Raw genomic sequence first — 15,161 nt, forward strand, 5'->3', positions numbered from 1 at the left:
TTTTCACGAGCGAGGGAACTCTAACCGAACGGGTCTCAGAACTCCCAATCGGGGTGCGCTACCCCCGGATCGACGCTCCTCCAGCGTCGAAGTAGAGCCGTTTGTTGACGAACTCGTCCATCCCCAGCGGGCCGAGCTCACGTCCGAAACCGGAGCGCTTGACCCCACCGAACGGCAGCTCGGCGCACTCTGCGGCGACGGCGTTCACCGACGCCATCCCGACCTCGAGCCGGGCCGCGACCCGGGCCGCCCGGGCTCCGTCGGTGGAGAAGACGGCGCCACCGAGCCCGTAGGCGCTGTCGTTGGCCAGGCCGACGGCCGCATCATCGCTGCCGACGACGTAGACGACCGCGACCGGACCGAAGAGCTCCTCGTGGAAGGCACGCATGCCGGGTGTGACTCCGGTCAGCACGGCGGGCGCGAAGTAGGAGCCGACGGTGTCGGTCGGTCCTCCGACGTGCAGTCGTGCCCCGCCGGCCACCGCGTCGGCGATCTGATCGGCCAACGCGTCGGCCGCCACCTGCGACGCCATCGGCGCGTAGGTGCCCGGCTGCTCGACCAGCGGATCGCCCGGGACGAGCGCGGCGGCCCGTTCGACCAGGCGCGCCACGAACTCCTCGGCGAGGTCGGCGGTGACGATGATCCGCTTGTTGGAGTTGCAGGCCTGCCCGACGTTCTCCATCCGGCGGTCCCACGCCTGGTCGGCTGCTGCCCGGACGTCGTCGGTGTCGAGCACGATGTACGGGTCGGACCCACCGAGCTCAAGCACGGCCTTCTTCAGGTGTCGCCCGGCCAGCTCGCCGATGATCGCCCCGGCCCGTTCGGAGCCCGTGAACGAGACCCCTCGGATCCGCTCGTCGGCGATGATCCGGGCGGTCTGCTCGTGGGTGGCGAACAGATTGGTGAAGGCACCCTCGGGCAGCCCGGCGTCCGCGAGCAGCCGGGCGATCGCCGCGGCGGACCCGGGGCAGGACTCGGCGTGCTTGAGCACGATCGTGTTCCCCAGCACCAGGTTGGGGGCCACGAACCGAGCCACTTGGTAGTACGGGTAGTTCCAGGGCATCACACCCAGCAACGGCCCGATCGGCAGCCGCTGGAGGAGTGCCAACCCGTCGGCGAAGGACATCTCCTGCTCGGTGGCGAGCCGAGGTCCCTCGGTCGCGTAGTAGCGGAAGATGTCGGCGCTGAACCGGACCTCGTCGCGCGCCTCGGCGATCGGCTTGCCCATCTCGCGGGTCGCGATCTCGGCGAGCTCATCGATCCGCTCCTCGAACAGATCTGCGATCGTGCCGACCAGCGCAGCGCGGTCGGTGATCGCCTGCTCGCGCCAGTGGGTGAAAGCGCGCTGGGCACCGGTGAGGGTGGCCTCGACCTCGGCATCGGTGGCGACGTCGAACGCGGCGATCAGCTCACCGGTGGCCGGGTTGACCGAGCGGTACGGCGTCGCCGTCAGGGTGGCAGTCATCCGGGGCGGCTCAGATCGGGACTTCGATGAGGGTCGGGCCGGAGGCCTTCAGCGCCGTGGCGACGGCCTCGGCCAGCTCGGCCGGAGTGTGCACCCGGACCCCCTCGCCGCCGAACGCCCGGCCCAGCAGCGGGAAGTCGGGGCTGCGCACGTCGACCCCGAGCGGCGCGATCTCACGCGCCTCCATGCCCTCACGGATCTCCTGGAAGCCACCGTTGTTGAAGATCACGACCGGGATCGGCAGACCGAGGTCGACCGCGGTGGCGAACTCCTGGATGGTGAACATGGTGCCGCCGTCACCGGCGACGACGAGGACGGGCGTGCCGGGCGCAGCCAGGGCGGCGCCGATGGCACCGGGGATGCCGTAGCCGAGGGTGGCGAAGCCGGCCGGGTAGACGTACTGCCCGGGGACCAGCGAGTTCCACTGGCTGGCGGTGCCGTTGTAGGAGACCTGGGCGCTGTCGCCGGAGAAGATCGCCGTCTCGGGCAGCACCTCGCGCAGGGCGTCGTGGAACGGGGCGAACGGAGCGCCCGTGACCATCGCGGCGGCATCGAGCTCGGCACGCAGCTCGGAGGCGCGGTCGCTGAAGCTGTTCTCCACGTCGGCCGGAAGGGCCGCCAGCAGCAGCGGCAGCGTGGTGGCCGCGTCGCCGAGGAGGTGGTGGGTGGCCTTGAGGTTCTTGTCGAGCTGGGTCGGGTCGACGTCGAGGCGGACCACGACACCGGAGGCCTGGACGACGTTGCCCCACAGCTCGTCGTCGCCGAGCATCGAGCCGACCACGAGCAGCGCGGCCGACTCGGTCAGCACGGCGTGGGCCTCGGGCAGCCGGATGGAGGCGCCCAGGGAGAGCGGGTGGTTCTCGGGGAGGATGCCCTTGCCGTTGACGCTGGTCACGACCGGGGCACCGAGACGCTCGGCGACCTCGCGCACCTCGGCGGTGGCATGACGTGCTCCACCACCGACGACCATCACGACCGACCCGGCACCGGCGAGGGCCTCGGCGGCAGCGCTGACGCTGGCGGCATCGGCGGCCAGCCGGGTCGCGGTCGGGACCGGGCGGACCAGCTCAGCCTCGTCGAACTCGGCGTCGAGCAGGTCCATCGGGATCTCGATGTGCACCGGGCGGCGGCGCGCCACCTCCCAGTGGTCGAAGGTCTCGTGGATCGCCGCGTAGGCCTCGGCGGCCGAGGAGACCCGGATGCTGCGTTCCACCGCAGCCTCGATGCAGGCGTGCTGGTCCTTCATCTCGTGCAGCCAGCCGATGTCGGCCCGCTCCATTCCGGTCGGCATGCCGGGCGAGATGATCAGCATCGGCAGCGAGTCGGCGTACGAGGTCGCCGCGGCGGTGATCGCGTTGGTCAGGCCCGGACCGGTGGTGGTGATCAGGACGCCCGGCTTGCCGCTGACGCGGGCGTACGAGTCGGCGGCGTAGCCACCACCCTGCTCGTGGCGGGGCGTGACGTGCTTGATTCCCGAGCCGTCGAGGTGACGGTAGATCTCGAGGTTGTGGGTGCCGGGGATGCCGAAGACGAGGTCGACACCACGCTCGGCGAGGGCGCGGACGACGGCCCGGCCGCCGGTGCTGGGGCTGGTCATGGGGAGTCCTTCTCGGTTCTGTGGGTCAGGAGGTCAGGAAGTCGGGCGCGGGCACGACGACGTGGTCGGCGGCACCCTGGTCGGCGAACGAGACGACGTTCTGGGCCTGCACGCGGATGTACTCGCGCAGGGTGTGGTCCGACAGGTAGGCGACGTGCGGGGTCAGCAGGACCCGGGGGTGGCCGACCAGCGGGTGGTCGAGCGGGGCCGGCTCGGTGTCGAGGACGTCGATCCCGGCACCGCGCAGGTGACCGCTGTCGATCGCGGCGGCGAGGGCCTCGGAGTCGACCAGGCCGCCCCGGCTGACGTTGACCAGGGTGGACCCGACCGGCATCGCGGCGAGCGCCTCGGCGTCGATCAGGTGGTGCGTCGACTCGGTCAGCGGCAGGTGAAGCGTGACGACACCGGAGCTGGCCAGCAGCTCGGGCAGGTCGACCCGGCGTACGCCGATCGCCTCGAGGCGAGCCGTGGTCGCCAGGGTGTCGGGCAGGTACGGGTCGTACCCGAGGACCTCCCCGAAGAGCGCACCACCCTGCTGGGCAGCGATGCTGCCGATGTGCCCGAGCCCGATCACACCGAGCGTGGTCTGGCTCAACCGGACCGGCGCGTACGTCGGCCGGGAGAGCCAGTCGGCCTCGCCGGTCGCTGCGCCGAAGAACGGAAGCTCGCGCAGCAGGGCGAGGGCCAGTGCGATCGCGTGGCCCGCCACCTCCTCCGCGGCGAGGGCCGGGAGGTTGGCCACGCTGACGCCGTGCCGGCGGGCGGCGTCGAGGTCGACGTTGTCCACACCCGAGGAGGCGAGGGCGACGATCTCCAGGTCGGGCAGCGCCGCGAGCATCTCCTCGGTGACCTCGGCGTAGCCGACCAGCAGGGCCTTGGCCCCCTGGGCGCCCTTGATGATGGCGTCCTGGTCGGTGGTCCCGAGGTGCTCCACGCGGAAGCCGTTCGCCTCCAGCAGGGCGATCCCGGGAGCGGGGTCGAGGTCGTCGGTGTCGGTGTAGACCGCGAGCGGCTGATCAGTGGACAGATCAGTGGACATGGCTGAGGAACCTCTTGGTGCGTTCATGCTGCGGGTTGTCGAAGAACTGCTCCGGAGCGGCGGCCTCGACCATCACGCCACCGTCGAACAGCGAGACCTCGCTGGCGACCCGTCGGGCGAACCGGACCTCGTGGGTGACGACGATCATCGTCATGCCGTCCTCGGCGAGGGACTCCATCACGCGGAGCACCTCGCCGACGAGCTCGGGGTCGAGCGCCGAGGTCGGCTCGTCGAAGAGCAGGACGGCGGGGTTCATCACCAGCGCGCGGGCGATGGCGACGCGCTGCTGCTGACCGCCCGAGAGCTCGCTCGGGTAGTGGCCGGCCCGGTTGGCCAGGCCGACCCGCTCGAGCATCGCCCGGGCGCGTTCCTGGGCCTCGCGGGGCGAGACCCCCTGCACGCTGGTCAGGCCGATCATCACGTTCTTCTCGGCCGTCAGGTGCGGGAAGAGGTTGAACTTCTGGAAGACCATCCCGACGGAGCGACGCTCGCGCGCCAGCTCGGTCTCGGACTTCTGCTTCCCCCGCTGGTTGAGGCCACCGAGCTGCTGACCGCCCAGGCGGATCACGCCGGCGTCAGCGGGCTCGAGGAGCGCCATCAGGCGCAGCATCGTGGACTTGCCGGATCCGGACGGCCCGAGGACCGCCTTCACGTCGCCCTTGTTGATGCTGAAGTCGACGCTCCGGAGGACCGGCGTGCCGTTGTACGACTTGGCCAGCCCGCGGACCTCGAGGAGAGGGTCGGGAGTAGTGGTGTTCACGCCGGTGCTCCTTCGGTGACCGGTTCGACCGCGACGGCGTCGCTGCCGGGGGTGTTCGTCTTCTTGGTGCGCGAGGTCCACAGGAAGCGCTTCTCGGCCTGGCCCTGCAGCACGGTCAGGAGGGAGACGATGACGAGGTAGTAGACGATCGCGACGGCGTAGTACTCGCCGTAGCGGAAGGTCGTGTTGACCCCGACCTGGGCGGTGGTGAGCAGCTCACGCAGCGAGATCACCGAGGCCAGCGAGGAGTACTTCACCAGGCCGATGAACTCGTTGCCCGTGGGCGGCAGCGCGATCCGCACGACCTGCGGCAGCACCACCTTGCGCATCACGGTGGCCGGCTTCATCCCGAGCGCCCGCGCCGCGAGGTACTGACCCTCGTCGACGCCGAGCAGAGCCGACCGGATGATCTCGGCCATGAACGCGGCCTCGACCAGCCCCAGCCCCACGAAGGCGGCGATGAACGGGGAGAACCAGCTCTCCCGGAAGATCGGGAACATCTGCGGGAAGGCGTTCCAGATGATCAGCAGCACCAGCAGCGCCGGGATCGCCCGGAAGAACCACACGTAGAGGTTCGCGAGAACGCGGGCCGCGGGCCGGTTGGAGGTCTTGCCGAGCGCGACCGGGAACCCGATCACGATCGCCAGCACGAGCGACAGCGCTGCGACACCGAGCGAGAGCAATGCTCCTCGCGCGTAGTCCACATTTTTCAGTTGGTCGAAGAAGATCCCGACATCGAACTCCATGGTCCTGACTCTCCTGCTCGGTGGATCGGATCAGCTGGCGGCGATGGACGCCGGGTTGAGTCCGTACTTCGTCGCCAGCTCGGCCAGCGTGCCGTCGGCGCGCAGGGCGTCGACCGCCTCGGCGACGGACTGCGAGAGCTTGTCGCCCTTGCGGGTGAACACTCCGAACTGAGTGTCCTTCGGGAAGATCGTGTCGACCACGACGAGCTTGCCGTCGTTCTTCGTGGCCATGTACGCCGCCGCGACATCGGTCTCGACCAGGGCGTCGGACTTCCCGTTGAGCACGGCGAGCACGGTCTGCGAGGTCTGCGGGTACTGGGTGAGCTTCGGCGCGTCCTCACCGGCCTCCTCGCACGGCTTCTTGAGGTCCTCGATCAGGGTGGCGTTGGCCGAGGCGGCCTGGGCCGTCACCGCGACGCCGCACAGGTCGGTGGCCTCGGCGTAGGACTTGGCGTTCTCCGGCGTGGTCACGATCGCCGCGCCGGTGTTGAGCACGGGGCTGGCGTCGGCGACGGCAAGGCGCTTCTCCGACATGTAGAGACCGCTGTTGAGGACGTCGCACCGGCGCGACTGGAGCGCGGGCATCAGACCGTCGAAGGAGGTCGGGACCAGCTCCGCCTCGACACCCCAGTGCTCCGCGATGGCCCGGGAAACGTCGGCGTCGAAGCCGACGATCTCGCCGCTCGAACCGTTCGTGTAGTACTCCAGCGGCGCGTACTCGGGGTCGATGCAGAAGGTCGCCTTCGAGGAGTCGGCCAGCCCCTTCGGGGCGGTGCTGCTCGACGTACCGGAGTCGGAGCCGGACCCGCAGGCGGAGAGGGAGACGGAGAGGGCCATGACGCCGGCGACGGCGAAGAGGGACGTACGCATGTTCTTCACTACTTTCATCGGGATGATCGCTGAGCGTCAGCGGGTGGTGACGGCTCGCTGGGCGCGAGCGTGCTGGTGGGTGTGGATGCGGGCGCCGTCGACCCAGGTCTCGAGGACCTGGATGGCGGAGATCTGGTCGGAGGCGACCAGGTAGGGGTCGGCGTCCAGGACGACGAAGTCAGCGCGCTTGCCGACCTCGAGCGTGCCGAGCTCGGACTCGCGGCCGAGAGCCCGCGCGCCGTTGATGGTGTGGGCCCGGACGGCGGTGTCGACGCTGATCCGCAGGTTGTCGGGGCCGAGCTGGTGACCGTTGCGGGTCACCCGGGTCACGGCCGCCTGGATGGCCTCCAGCGGGAGCGGCGAGGCGACGGGTGCGTCGGAGCTGAGCGTGACCGGGACGCCGGCGCGCTCGAACTCGCCGAGCGGGTTGAACCGCTCCCCCGGCGTACCGATGGCGTCCTTCACGCCCTCGCCCCAGTTGTAGTAGTGCTGGGACTGGTTGACCGGGAAGATCCCGAGCTCGGCCATCCGCACGATCTGGTCGGGGTCCGGCAGGCCGCAGTGCTCGATCCGGTGGCGCGCGTCCTCGCGGGGGGTCTCCTTCTGGGCCGCCGCGACCGCGTCGAGCACCATCCCGATGGCGGTCGGGGACTGCGCGTGCGTGGCGGTCTGCAGGCCTGCGCCGTGAGCCTTGGCGACGAGCTCGGAGTACTCGTCGGGCTGGTGGTACAGCTGGCCCTTCCGGCACGGGTCGTCGATGTACCCCTCCGGGAAGTAGGCGGTCCAGCCGCCGAGCGTGCCGTCGGCGTACAGCTTGACCCCGGCGAAGGAGAGCTTGGAGTTGCCGAACGGGCGGTCCATGCCGAGCGCGATGATCTCGTCGAGCAGGTGGGAGAGGAAGTAGAGGTTGACCCGGACGTTGAGCCCGTTCCCGATCCGCAGGTAGGTGGACAGCTCACGCGAGCTGACCTGGGCGTCGCCGATCATCGTGACGCCGCCGGCGGCGAACTCCGCCAGGGAAGCGCGGAGCTGGCGCTCGTGCTCGGCCGGCTCGTCGGCGAGGTGGAAGTTGGGGCCGTGGTGGCCGACCTTGACGCCGCCGACGCCGGTGAGGATGTTGCAGGCCGCGTCGGAGAGCTCACCGGTCAGGTGGCCGTCGGCGTCGCGGAAGAACTGGCCGCCCTCGGGGTCGGGGGTGGAGTCGTCGACGCCGTGCAGCTCGAAGGTGTAGCTGTTGACGACGCCGCCGTGGCCGCTGGCGTTCATCAGGTAGACCTCGCGGTCGGTGGCGACCTCGTCGAGCTCGCTGCGGTGGGGGTGGCGGCCCTCGACCAGGTTGCGGTGCTCGTACCCGTAGCCGCGGACCGGGGTGCCGGCCGGCAGCTGCTCGGCGGCGGCGCTGAGCAGGGCGACGATCTCGGGGATGCTGCCGGCCTGGGCCGGGCCGCAGTCGACCCAGCTCAGCATCTGGCCGTGCATCAGCGGGTGGGCGTGGGGGTCGACGAACCCGGGGAGCACGGTGGCGCCGCCGAGGTCGATCCGCTCGATGTCCTTGTAGCCGCAGGCCAGGGCGACCTGCAGGCACTCGGCGGCCGAGCCGGTCGCGGCGATCGAGGTGCCGACGACGAGGAGTGCCTCGGGTCGCTCACCGGCCAGGGCGCTTCCGGCCAGGGTGTGCACCGTGGCGTTCTCGAAGAGGCGCACGCGCAGGTCGAGGTTGCTCGCCTCAAGGTGGTGGAGAGTCCGCATTTCGTTCCTTCGACGTTCCCGAGTTTCCGAGTGGTGTGGGTCACACCGGTGAGCAGGGACGCTAATCGCGGAGCCAGAACCCGGCAACCGTCTCGAAATCGAATGGATGCCGTTTGGTTTCTATTTGATCGACATTTCGATCAATTGATGCCTACAGTGCGTCCTGAGGCCCCAGACCTGACTGCGAAGTGCGTCAAAGTCGTTCAGAAGAATGTGGCCCAGGACACACCCAGGAGGTGCCCCGTGCGGGACTTGGACGATCAGCTCGTCACGATCCTTCGGCATGACGGCCGGGCGTCGTACGCCGAGCTCGCGGCCCAGCTCCACGTGCCCCGCGCCCTGGCCGCCGCCCGGGTCCGGGCACTGCTCGAGGCGGGCACGATCCGGGTGACCGCCTCGCTCCACCCGGAGCTGCTCGGCCAGCGCGCGCTCGCTCACGTCTCCGTGCACGTCGACGGCCCGGCCGACGGGGCCTTCGCGGGGCTGATCGCCGACCCGGCCGTCGTCTTCGTCTCGGCCATCGCCGGCGACTGCGACATCGTGGCCGAGGTCCGCACCGGCGACCAGCGCGACCTCTACGCCCGGGTCGCTGCGATCCGCACCCTGCCCCACGTCACGCGGGTGGAGACGGTGCAGTACGTCGACGTCCCGTTCGGCATCCTGATCCCGTCACGCCCGAGCCCGGGCACCCACCTCGACCAGGTCGACCTGCACGCGGTCGGCATGCTCGCGGGCAACGGCCGAATGACCTACGCCGAGCTCGGGCTGGCGCTCGGCATCTCCGCCCCCGCGGCGCGCAAGCGGGTGGTGCGCCTGCTGGACGAGGGCGTCCTCAAGATCGGCGCGACCCAGTCACGCCGTGGGCAGTCCGGCCCCGTCGCGACCGGCGTCGGGCTCAACCTCGACACCGCCGACCCGGCCCTGATCGTCGCGCGGCTGCGCCGGATCCCCGGGATCGAGTTCGTCGCCACCACGCTGGGCCGCTTCGACATCATCGCGACCATCTCGGTGGCCGGGGAGTCGACCCTGGCCGAGCGGTTGGACCGGGTGCGCCAGATGCCCGGGGTGACGCGGATGGAGTCGTGGGTGCACCTGCAGGTGCTCAAGGAGAGCTACGAGCTGCTGCCGCAGCCCACGCTCTGAAGATCGCCGGCGCTTTCTGCCGCCTCGGCGCGCACACTGGTCGTATGGGAACGACAGTGGGAGTGATCGTCTGCCTCCTGATCGCGGCAGCGAGCATCGCCGCCATGATCTGGATGTCCTGGGACGACCACCGTGCGGTGAAGCCGCAGGTCTGACCGCCCGGACGCTTACCAGCCGCGCTCGGCGAACTGGATCGAACGGGCGGGCTCGTCGACGTTGATCCCGACCATCGCCTCACCCAGACCACGCGACACCTTCGCGACCACGTCCGGGTCGTCGAAGAACGTCGTCGCCTTCACGATCGCCTCAGCCCGCTGAGCCGGGTTACCCGACTTGAAGATCCCCGAACCCACGAAGACACCCTCAGCACCGAGCTGCATCATCATCGCCGCATCCGCCGGCGTCGCGATCCCACCCGCAGTGAACAGCACCACCGGCAGCTTCCCGTTCTCAGCGACCTCCTTGACCAGCTCGTAGGGCGCCTGGAGCTCCTTGGCCGCCACGTACAGCTCATCGGTGGTCAACGCAGCCAGCGACCGGATCTGCTTACGGATGGCCCGCATGTGGGTCACCGCGTTCGAGACATCACCCGTGCCGGCCTCACCCTTGGACCGGATCATCGCCGCACCCTCGGTGATCCGCCGCAGCGCCTCACCCAGGTTCGTCGCACCACACACGAAGGGGACGGTGAAGGTCCACTTGTCGATGTGGTTCTCATAATCAGCCGGGGTCAGGACCTCGGACTCGTCGATGTAGTCCACACCCAACGACTGCAGGATCTGAGCCTCGGCGAAATGCCCGATCCGGGCCTTGGCCATCACCGGGATCGAGACCGCGGAGATGATCCCGTCGATCATGTCCGGGTCACTCATCCGCGACACCCCACCCTGGGCACGGATGTCAGCCGGAACACGCTCCAACGCCATCACCGCCACAGCACCGGCATCCTCAGCGATCTTGGCCTGCTCCGGAGTGACGACGTCCATGATCACGCCGCCCTTGAGCATCTCCGCCATCCCACGCTTCACGCGCGAGGTGCCGACTCCCTGGACCTGACCGTCACTGAACTCTTCGTGCATGGCGCAACTCTCGGGCCAAACAGGTCATGCCGTCCAAGACCTGTTATGCACCGTATTCATACTCCCGGAGCATCGTCCAGGGCATCAGCCGGCGAGGTGACCCACGTCGACAGGCTGGATGCTGCCGTGCACGGCCGCCGCGTCGTCGGAGGCGAGAAACGCAATCACGGCCGCGACCGGATCTGCCTCCATCAACCCTCGGGCGGCGGAGACCCGCATGATCAGGTCCCAGTCCGCACCCTCGGGGACCTCGATCGTGGTGACCTGCGGCGTGTTCATCCCGCCCGGGCAGACGCAGTTCACCCGCAGGGGGGTCTTGAGGTACTCGACCGCGAGCGCCTTCGTCAGGCCGACGATGCCGTGCTTGGCCGCGGTGTACGCCGCCGAGTAGGCCTCCCCCATCAGCCCCGCGACCGAGGCGACGTTGACGATGTTCCCCCGGGTCTCGAGCAGGTGCGGGATCGCCGCCTGGGAAACGAAGAAGGCGCCGCTCAGGTTGAGCGCGATGTCGTGCGCCCACTGCTCCTCGGTGACCTCGGTGGTGATCCGGAAGTCGTGCCGGCCTGCGTTGTTGACCACGACGTCGAGACGCCCGAACGCTGCGACCGCCGCAGCGACGGCGGCCCGGCAGTCGGCCGGCGAGGTGATGTCGTGGGACCCGAACCGCACCTCGCCCGGGAGGTCGGCGCACGACGCGGCGACGGCTGCCAGGAGGTCCGAGTTGCGGGAGGCGGCGTACACCCGTCCCCCACCTGCAGCGAAGCGGCGCACGGTTGCAGCGCCGAGGCCCGAGGAAGCTCCGGTGACGAGGATCGAGCGGCCGGCGAAGGTGTCCGAGGTCGCGAGGTCGGTCATGAGGTCCTCCGATGCAGGGCGGCATGTGCCTCCGGACCGTACCGCGCCGCTGAGCAGTTGTCGGCGCACGTCGCTAGCGTCACCGTCGTGTCCTCACACCACGATTTCGACTTCATCTTCGGCCGGTGGGCGGTCCGCAACCGCAAGCTCGTCGACGTCACGGACCCGACCTGCGACGAGTGGGTCGAGTTCGACGCCGTCAGCGAGGTGGGTCCGATCCTGACCGGGATGGGGCACACCGATCAGATGACCGTGGCAGCGCCCGCCGACGGCGGTCCGCCCTTCGTCGGCTTCACGCTGCGCCTCTTCGACCCGAGCACCCAGGCGTGGCGGATCTGGTGGAGCTCGACCAGGGCGCCCGGCGTGCTCGACACCCCGGTCGAGGGCCGCTTCGACGGCACCCACGGCGTGTTCGACGCGGTGGACACGATCGGCGGACGTCCGGCACGGGTCCGGTTCGAGTGGTTCGCCGACCCGGACCAGCCCCGTTGGCAGCAGTCCTTCTCGTACGACGACGGGGCGACCTGGGGGCTCAACTGGCAGATGTTCTTCACTCCGCTCGACCGAGCCATCGGCCCTCTCGATCCGAGTAGCGACAACAGAGAAGCCCCTGGTCAGCGTCTCCGCTGACCAGGGGCTTCTTCTCGTTCCGTACCCCCTACCGGATTCGAACCGGCGCTACCGCCGTGAAAGGGCGGGGTCCTGGGCCGCTAGACGAAGGGGGCGGCACCCCTGCCGAGGCAGAAGCGGGATGAGTCTAGGGCGCGAGGGGTGGTGGCGACCAAACCACCCGCCTGAGATTAAGTGTTGACAGCGTTAACCTAACGCTGTCAACCTAACGGCATGTTCCGTCGTTTCGCCGACCTGGCCCTCGCTGCTCCGCGTCGCATCCTTGTCGTCGCCGGGCTCTTCCTGATCGTTGGCATCGTGGTCGGCGCCCCCGTGGCCGACCACCTCAAGGCCGGGGGCTTCACCGTCCCGGACGCCGACTCCACGATCGCCACCGAGCAGCTCGACGAGCACTTCGACGGTGGCGCGGCGAACCTGATCTTCCTGGTGCGCGACACCGACAGCGCCGACGGTGCGGACTCCGACGCCGCAGAGGCGGCTGGCGCCGAGATCATGAAGGCGCTCGCGGCCAAGCCCGACTGGATCAGCAACATGACGTCGTACTGGACGGCGCCTGAGCAGGCCCGCGCCACCCTCGTCTCCCGCGACGGGGACGAGGCACTCGTGATCGCGCACGTCAGCGGTGACGACGACGAGGCCCAGGAACGCGGCGGCTACTTCGCCGACAAGTTCAACACCGAGCACGGCGACGACGGTGTCTCGGTCCAGGTCGGCGGCGCCGCGGCGACGTACGCCGCCGTCACCGACCAGACCACGAAGGACCTCACCCGCGCCGAGCTGATCGCCATCCCCCTGACGGCGATCGCCCTGATCTTCGTCTTCGGCAGCCTGGTCTCCGCCGCCGTACCCCTGCTGATCGGGATCTTCGCGATCATCGGCACCCTGGCCGTGCTGCGCGCGCTGGCGACGTTCACCGACGTGTCGATCTACGCGATGAACATGACCACGGCACTCGGGCTGGCACTGGCGATCGACTACAGCCTCTTCATGGTCAGCCGCTTCCGCGAGGAGATCGGCAAGGGATCCGAGGTCCCCGACGCGATCCGCACCACCCTGGTCACCGCAGGGCGGACGGTCTTCTTCTCCGCGATCACCGTGGCACTCTCCCTCGCCGCCCTCGCGGTCTTCCCGCTCTACTTCCTGCGTTCCTTCGCGTACGCCGGCCTCGCGGTCGTCTCGCTCGCGGCGCTCGCCTCGCTCATCGTGCTGCCGGCGATCCTCGCCCTGCTGGGCACCCGGATCAACGCGCTGCGGGTCCGCCGGATCAAGGACAACCCCGAGCCGGAGTCGACCTCCTGGTACCGCCTGGCGATGCGCGTGATGAAGCGCCCGCTGGCCTACGGCGGGGTCGTGGTCGCGGTCCTGCTGCTGCTCGGTTCGCCGTTCCTGCGCGCCAGCTTCGGCTACCCCGACGACCGCGTCCTCACCACCGCCCAGGTCCCGCGCGAGGTCGGCAACCACCTGCGCGCCGACTTCGACGTCAACGCCGCCTCGGCGATGACCGGCGTCACCAGCAGTGGCGGCACCGACACCGAGGCGATCACCGCCTTCACCGCCGGCCTGAAGGCCGTCCCCGGCGTGGACGCGGTGACCGTGGTGACCAACCAAGACGCGGTGCGCTGGGACATCGCCTCCGACGTCGACCCGTTCTCCGACGCCGGGGTCGAGCTGGTCCGCGACCTGCGCGTGGTCGGCGTCCCGGAGGGATCCGAGGCGCCGGTGCACTGGTCGGGCTGGGCGGCCTTCAACGTCGACGCGATCGACGGGATCGCCGACGGGCTGCCCTGGGCCCTCGGCCTGATCGCCCTGACCACGTTCGTGCTGCTGTTCCTCTTCACCGGCTCGGTCGTGGTGCCGCTCAAGGCGCTGGTGCTCAACCTGCTCTCCCTGACCGCGACGTTCGGGGCGATGGTGTGGATCTTCCAGGACGGCCACCTCTCCGGCCTGCTCGGCTTCACCCCCGCGGGCTACCTGGTGGTCAACATGGTGGTGCTGATGTTCTGCCTCGCCTTCGGGATGTCGATGGACTACGAGCTCTTCCTGCTCTCCCGGATCCGGGAGGAGTGGAGCCACTCGGACAAGACCGAGTCGGCCAACACCCACGCGGTCGCGGTCGGCCTGGGCCGCACCGGCCGCCTCGTCACCGCTGCGGCGGCGCTGATGGCGATCGTCTTCGCCGCGATGGTGACCAGCCGGGTGCAGTTCATGCAGCTCTTCGGCCTCGGCCTGACGCTGGCCGTGCTGATGGATGCGACGCTGGTGCGGGGCATCCTCGTACCCTCGTTCATGAAGCTGATGGGACGGGCGAACTGGTGGGCACCGAAGCCGCTGGTGCGACTGCACGACCGGATCGGCCTGCGAGAGGAGTGAGATGACGGCGAGCACGACGGCGACGACGGGTACGGCGCCTCGGCGACGGTCCGCGCGCGGCGACGGGGAGAAGCTGCGCGCCGAGATCATCGTGGCGGCCCGCGAGCTGATGGCTGCCGCCGCGACCTCGGAGGCGGTCTCGATGCGAGCCGTCGCCCAGGCGGTCGGGGTGACGACGCCGTCGCTGTACCGCCACTTCGCCGACAAGGACGACCTGCTGATCGCGGTGGTGGTCGACGTCTTCACCGAGCTCGACGAGCTGATGGTGGCGGCCGGGGAGTCCGAAGCCTCGCCCTTGGACCGGCTCCGTGCCTACGGCCTGGCCTACGTCCGGTTCGCGGTCGAGCACCCCGAGCACTACCGGCTGGCGACGATGGATCCGTGCGCCAAGCCCGACATCGACATGGTGCTCCAGGCCGGCGCCTGGAACCACTTCAACGAAGCCGTCGTCGAGTGCATCGAGGCCGGCATCTTCGCCCCGGCCGACCCGGTCACCGTCACCCTCGACCTGTGGGCCTGCGCCCACGGACTGGCCGCCCTGCACGTCGCCAAGCCGTTCCTGCCGTGGGGCGGCAGCGTCGAGGAGGTCGCCCGCCGGGTCTTCGCCGCCGCAGCCCTGGGCCACACGGTCCCGGACGCCGAAGCGGCGCTCGAGGCCGCCTCCGCCGCGGCCCTCGCCGCACCCGATTCGTAGGTAGACCCCGTTCTCCGGTAATCTCTCCTCCGGCCCGGCCAGGTAGCTCAGTTGGTACGAGCGACCGACTGAAAATCGGTAGGTCGGCGGTTCGACCCCGCCCCTGGCCACAGGCAGGAAGAAGCCCCCGCGACATCGTCGCGGGGGCTTCTCGCTTGTTCGGA

The 15,161-nt window shown here is 69.7% G+C and carries 13 protein-coding genes and 2 tRNA genes; 5 read left to right on the plus strand and 10 right to left on the minus strand.

The genetic code is table 11. The features are described from left to right. Nucleotides 1-58: 58 nt before the first annotated feature. Genes ACZ5J1_RS14855 through ACZ5J1_RS14885 form a run of 7 tightly spaced genes read right to left on the minus strand, consistent with a single transcriptional unit; the run spans nt 59 to nt 8,226 of the window. Entirely contained in the window at nt 59-1,465 is a 1,407-nt protein-coding gene (locus ACZ5J1_RS14855) for an NAD-dependent succinate-semialdehyde dehydrogenase (protein WP_464560134.1), read from the minus strand. A 10-nt stretch (nt 1,466-1,475) separates the two neighbouring features. Further along, nucleotides 1,476-3,062 (minus strand): thiamine pyrophosphate-binding protein, encoded by a 1,587-nt coding sequence (locus ACZ5J1_RS14860; protein ID WP_464560136.1) that lies wholly within the window; start codon nt 3,060-3,062, stop codon nt 1,476-1,478. Between the two features lie 25 nt (nt 3,063-3,087). Further along, a complete protein-coding gene (locus ACZ5J1_RS14865; protein ID WP_464560138.1) occupies nt 3,088-4,101 on the minus strand; it encodes a C-terminal binding protein in 1,014 nt (337 codons plus the stop codon). Then, nucleotides 4,091-4,861: an amino acid ABC transporter ATP-binding protein gene (locus ACZ5J1_RS14870; RefSeq protein WP_464560140.1), complete on the minus strand. Its 771-nt coding sequence runs from the start codon at nt 4,859-4,861 to the stop codon at nt 4,091-4,093. Before ACZ5J1_RS14870 ends, ACZ5J1_RS14865 begins: the two co-directional genes overlap by 11 nt. Beyond that, a complete protein-coding gene (locus ACZ5J1_RS14875) occupies nt 4,858-5,607 on the minus strand; it encodes an amino acid ABC transporter permease (RefSeq protein WP_464560142.1) in 750 nt (249 codons plus the stop codon). Before ACZ5J1_RS14875 ends, ACZ5J1_RS14870 begins: the two co-directional genes overlap by 4 nt. 30 nt (nt 5,608-5,637) lie before the next feature. Then, the gene (locus ACZ5J1_RS14880) at nt 5,638-6,477 is read right to left on the minus strand and encodes a transporter substrate-binding domain-containing protein (RefSeq protein WP_464560144.1); all 840 of its coding nucleotides are present in this window, start codon (nt 6,475-6,477) and stop codon (nt 5,638-5,640) included. A 36-nt stretch (nt 6,478-6,513) separates the two neighbouring features. Then, on the minus strand, nt 6,514-8,226 hold the full coding sequence (locus ACZ5J1_RS14885; protein ID WP_464560146.1) for an amidohydrolase: 1,713 nt from the start codon (nt 8,224-8,226) through the stop codon (nt 6,514-6,516). Between the two features lie 243 nt (nt 8,227-8,469). On the opposite strand from ACZ5J1_RS14885, the gene ACZ5J1_RS14890 reads away from it, so the two are divergent. Then, nucleotides 8,470-9,369 (plus strand): Lrp/AsnC family transcriptional regulator, encoded by a 900-nt coding sequence (locus ACZ5J1_RS14890; RefSeq protein WP_464560148.1) that lies wholly within the window; start codon nt 8,470-8,472, stop codon nt 9,367-9,369. A gap of 167 nt (nt 9,370-9,536) precedes the next feature. Here ACZ5J1_RS14890 and pdxS read toward each other — a convergent pair whose 3' ends face one another. After that, nucleotides 9,537-10,448 carry a pyridoxal 5'-phosphate synthase lyase subunit PdxS gene (gene pdxS, locus ACZ5J1_RS14895; protein WP_464560150.1) on the minus strand — a complete coding sequence of 304 codons (912 nt, stop codon included), beginning with the start codon at nt 10,446-10,448 and terminating at the stop codon, nt 9,537-9,539. Between the two features lie 84 nt (nt 10,449-10,532). Next, complete coding sequence (locus ACZ5J1_RS14900) at nt 10,533-11,303, minus strand: SDR family NAD(P)-dependent oxidoreductase (RefSeq protein WP_464560152.1); 771 nt, start codon at nt 11,301-11,303, stop codon at nt 10,533-10,535. Between the two features lie 87 nt (nt 11,304-11,390). On the opposite strand from ACZ5J1_RS14900, the gene ACZ5J1_RS14905 reads away from it, so the two are divergent. Then, a complete protein-coding gene (locus ACZ5J1_RS14905) occupies nt 11,391-11,933 on the plus strand; it encodes a hypothetical protein (RefSeq protein WP_464560154.1) in 543 nt (180 codons plus the stop codon). Nucleotides 11,934-11,955: 22 nt separating this feature from the next. Here ACZ5J1_RS14905 and ACZ5J1_RS14910 read toward each other — a convergent pair. After that, a tRNA-Glu gene (locus tag ACZ5J1_RS14910) sits at nt 11,956-12,028 on the minus strand. A 118-nt stretch (nt 12,029-12,146) separates the two neighbouring features. On the opposite strand from ACZ5J1_RS14910, the gene ACZ5J1_RS14915 reads away from it, so the two are divergent. The 3 genes from ACZ5J1_RS14915 to ACZ5J1_RS14925 all read left to right on the plus strand — a co-directional run bounded on the left by ACZ5J1_RS14915 (nt 12,147) and on the right by ACZ5J1_RS14925 (nt 15,107). Then, on the plus strand, nt 12,147-14,303 hold the full coding sequence (locus ACZ5J1_RS14915) for an MMPL family transporter (RefSeq protein WP_464560156.1): 2,157 nt from the start codon (nt 12,147-12,149) through the stop codon (nt 14,301-14,303). Nucleotide 14,304: 1 nt separating this feature from the next. After that, nucleotides 14,305-14,997, plus strand: a complete 693-nt coding sequence (locus ACZ5J1_RS14920; protein WP_464560158.1) for a TetR/AcrR family transcriptional regulator — start codon at nt 14,305-14,307, stop codon at nt 14,995-14,997. A 36-nt stretch (nt 14,998-15,033) separates the two neighbouring features. Then, nucleotides 15,034-15,107, plus strand: a tRNA-Phe gene (locus ACZ5J1_RS14925). Nucleotides 15,108-15,161: the final 54 nt, after the last annotated feature.

Source organism: Nocardioides sp. JCM 18999, assembly GCF_055391175.1.

Excerpts from the sequence above, each read along its gene's own strand:
- ACZ5J1_RS14855 (WP_464560134.1), bottom strand. The coding sequence starts at position 1,465 with ATGACTGCCACCCTGACGGCGACGCCGTACCGCTCGGTCAACCCGGCC.
- ACZ5J1_RS14860 (WP_464560136.1), bottom strand. The coding sequence starts at position 3,062 with ATGACCAGCCCCAGCACCGGCGGCCGGGCCGTCGTCCGCGCCCTCGCC.
- ACZ5J1_RS14865 (WP_464560138.1), bottom strand. The coding sequence starts at position 4,101 with ATGTCCACTGATCTGTCCACTGATCAGCCGCTCGCGGTCTACACCGAC.
- ACZ5J1_RS14875 (WP_464560142.1), bottom strand. The coding sequence starts at position 5,607 with ATGGAGTTCGATGTCGGGATCTTCTTCGACCAACTGAAAAATGTGGAC.
- ACZ5J1_RS14880 (WP_464560144.1), bottom strand. The coding sequence starts at position 6,477 with ATGCGTACGTCCCTCTTCGCCGTCGCCGGCGTCATGGCCCTCTCCGTC.
- ACZ5J1_RS14885 (WP_464560146.1), bottom strand. The coding sequence starts at position 8,226 with ATGCGGACTCTCCACCACCTTGAGGCGAGCAACCTCGACCTGCGCGTG.
- pdxS (WP_464560150.1), bottom strand. The coding sequence starts at position 10,448 with ATGCACGAAGAGTTCAGTGACGGTCAGGTCCAGGGAGTCGGCACCTCG.
- ACZ5J1_RS14900 (WP_464560152.1), bottom strand. The coding sequence starts at position 11,303 with ATGACCGACCTCGCGACCTCGGACACCTTCGCCGGCCGCTCGATCCTC.
- ACZ5J1_RS14915 (WP_464560156.1), top strand. The coding sequence starts at position 12,147 with ATGTTCCGTCGTTTCGCCGACCTGGCCCTCGCTGCTCCGCGTCGCATC.
- ACZ5J1_RS14920 (WP_464560158.1), top strand. The coding sequence starts at position 14,305 with ATGACGGCGAGCACGACGGCGACGACGGGTACGGCGCCTCGGCGACGG.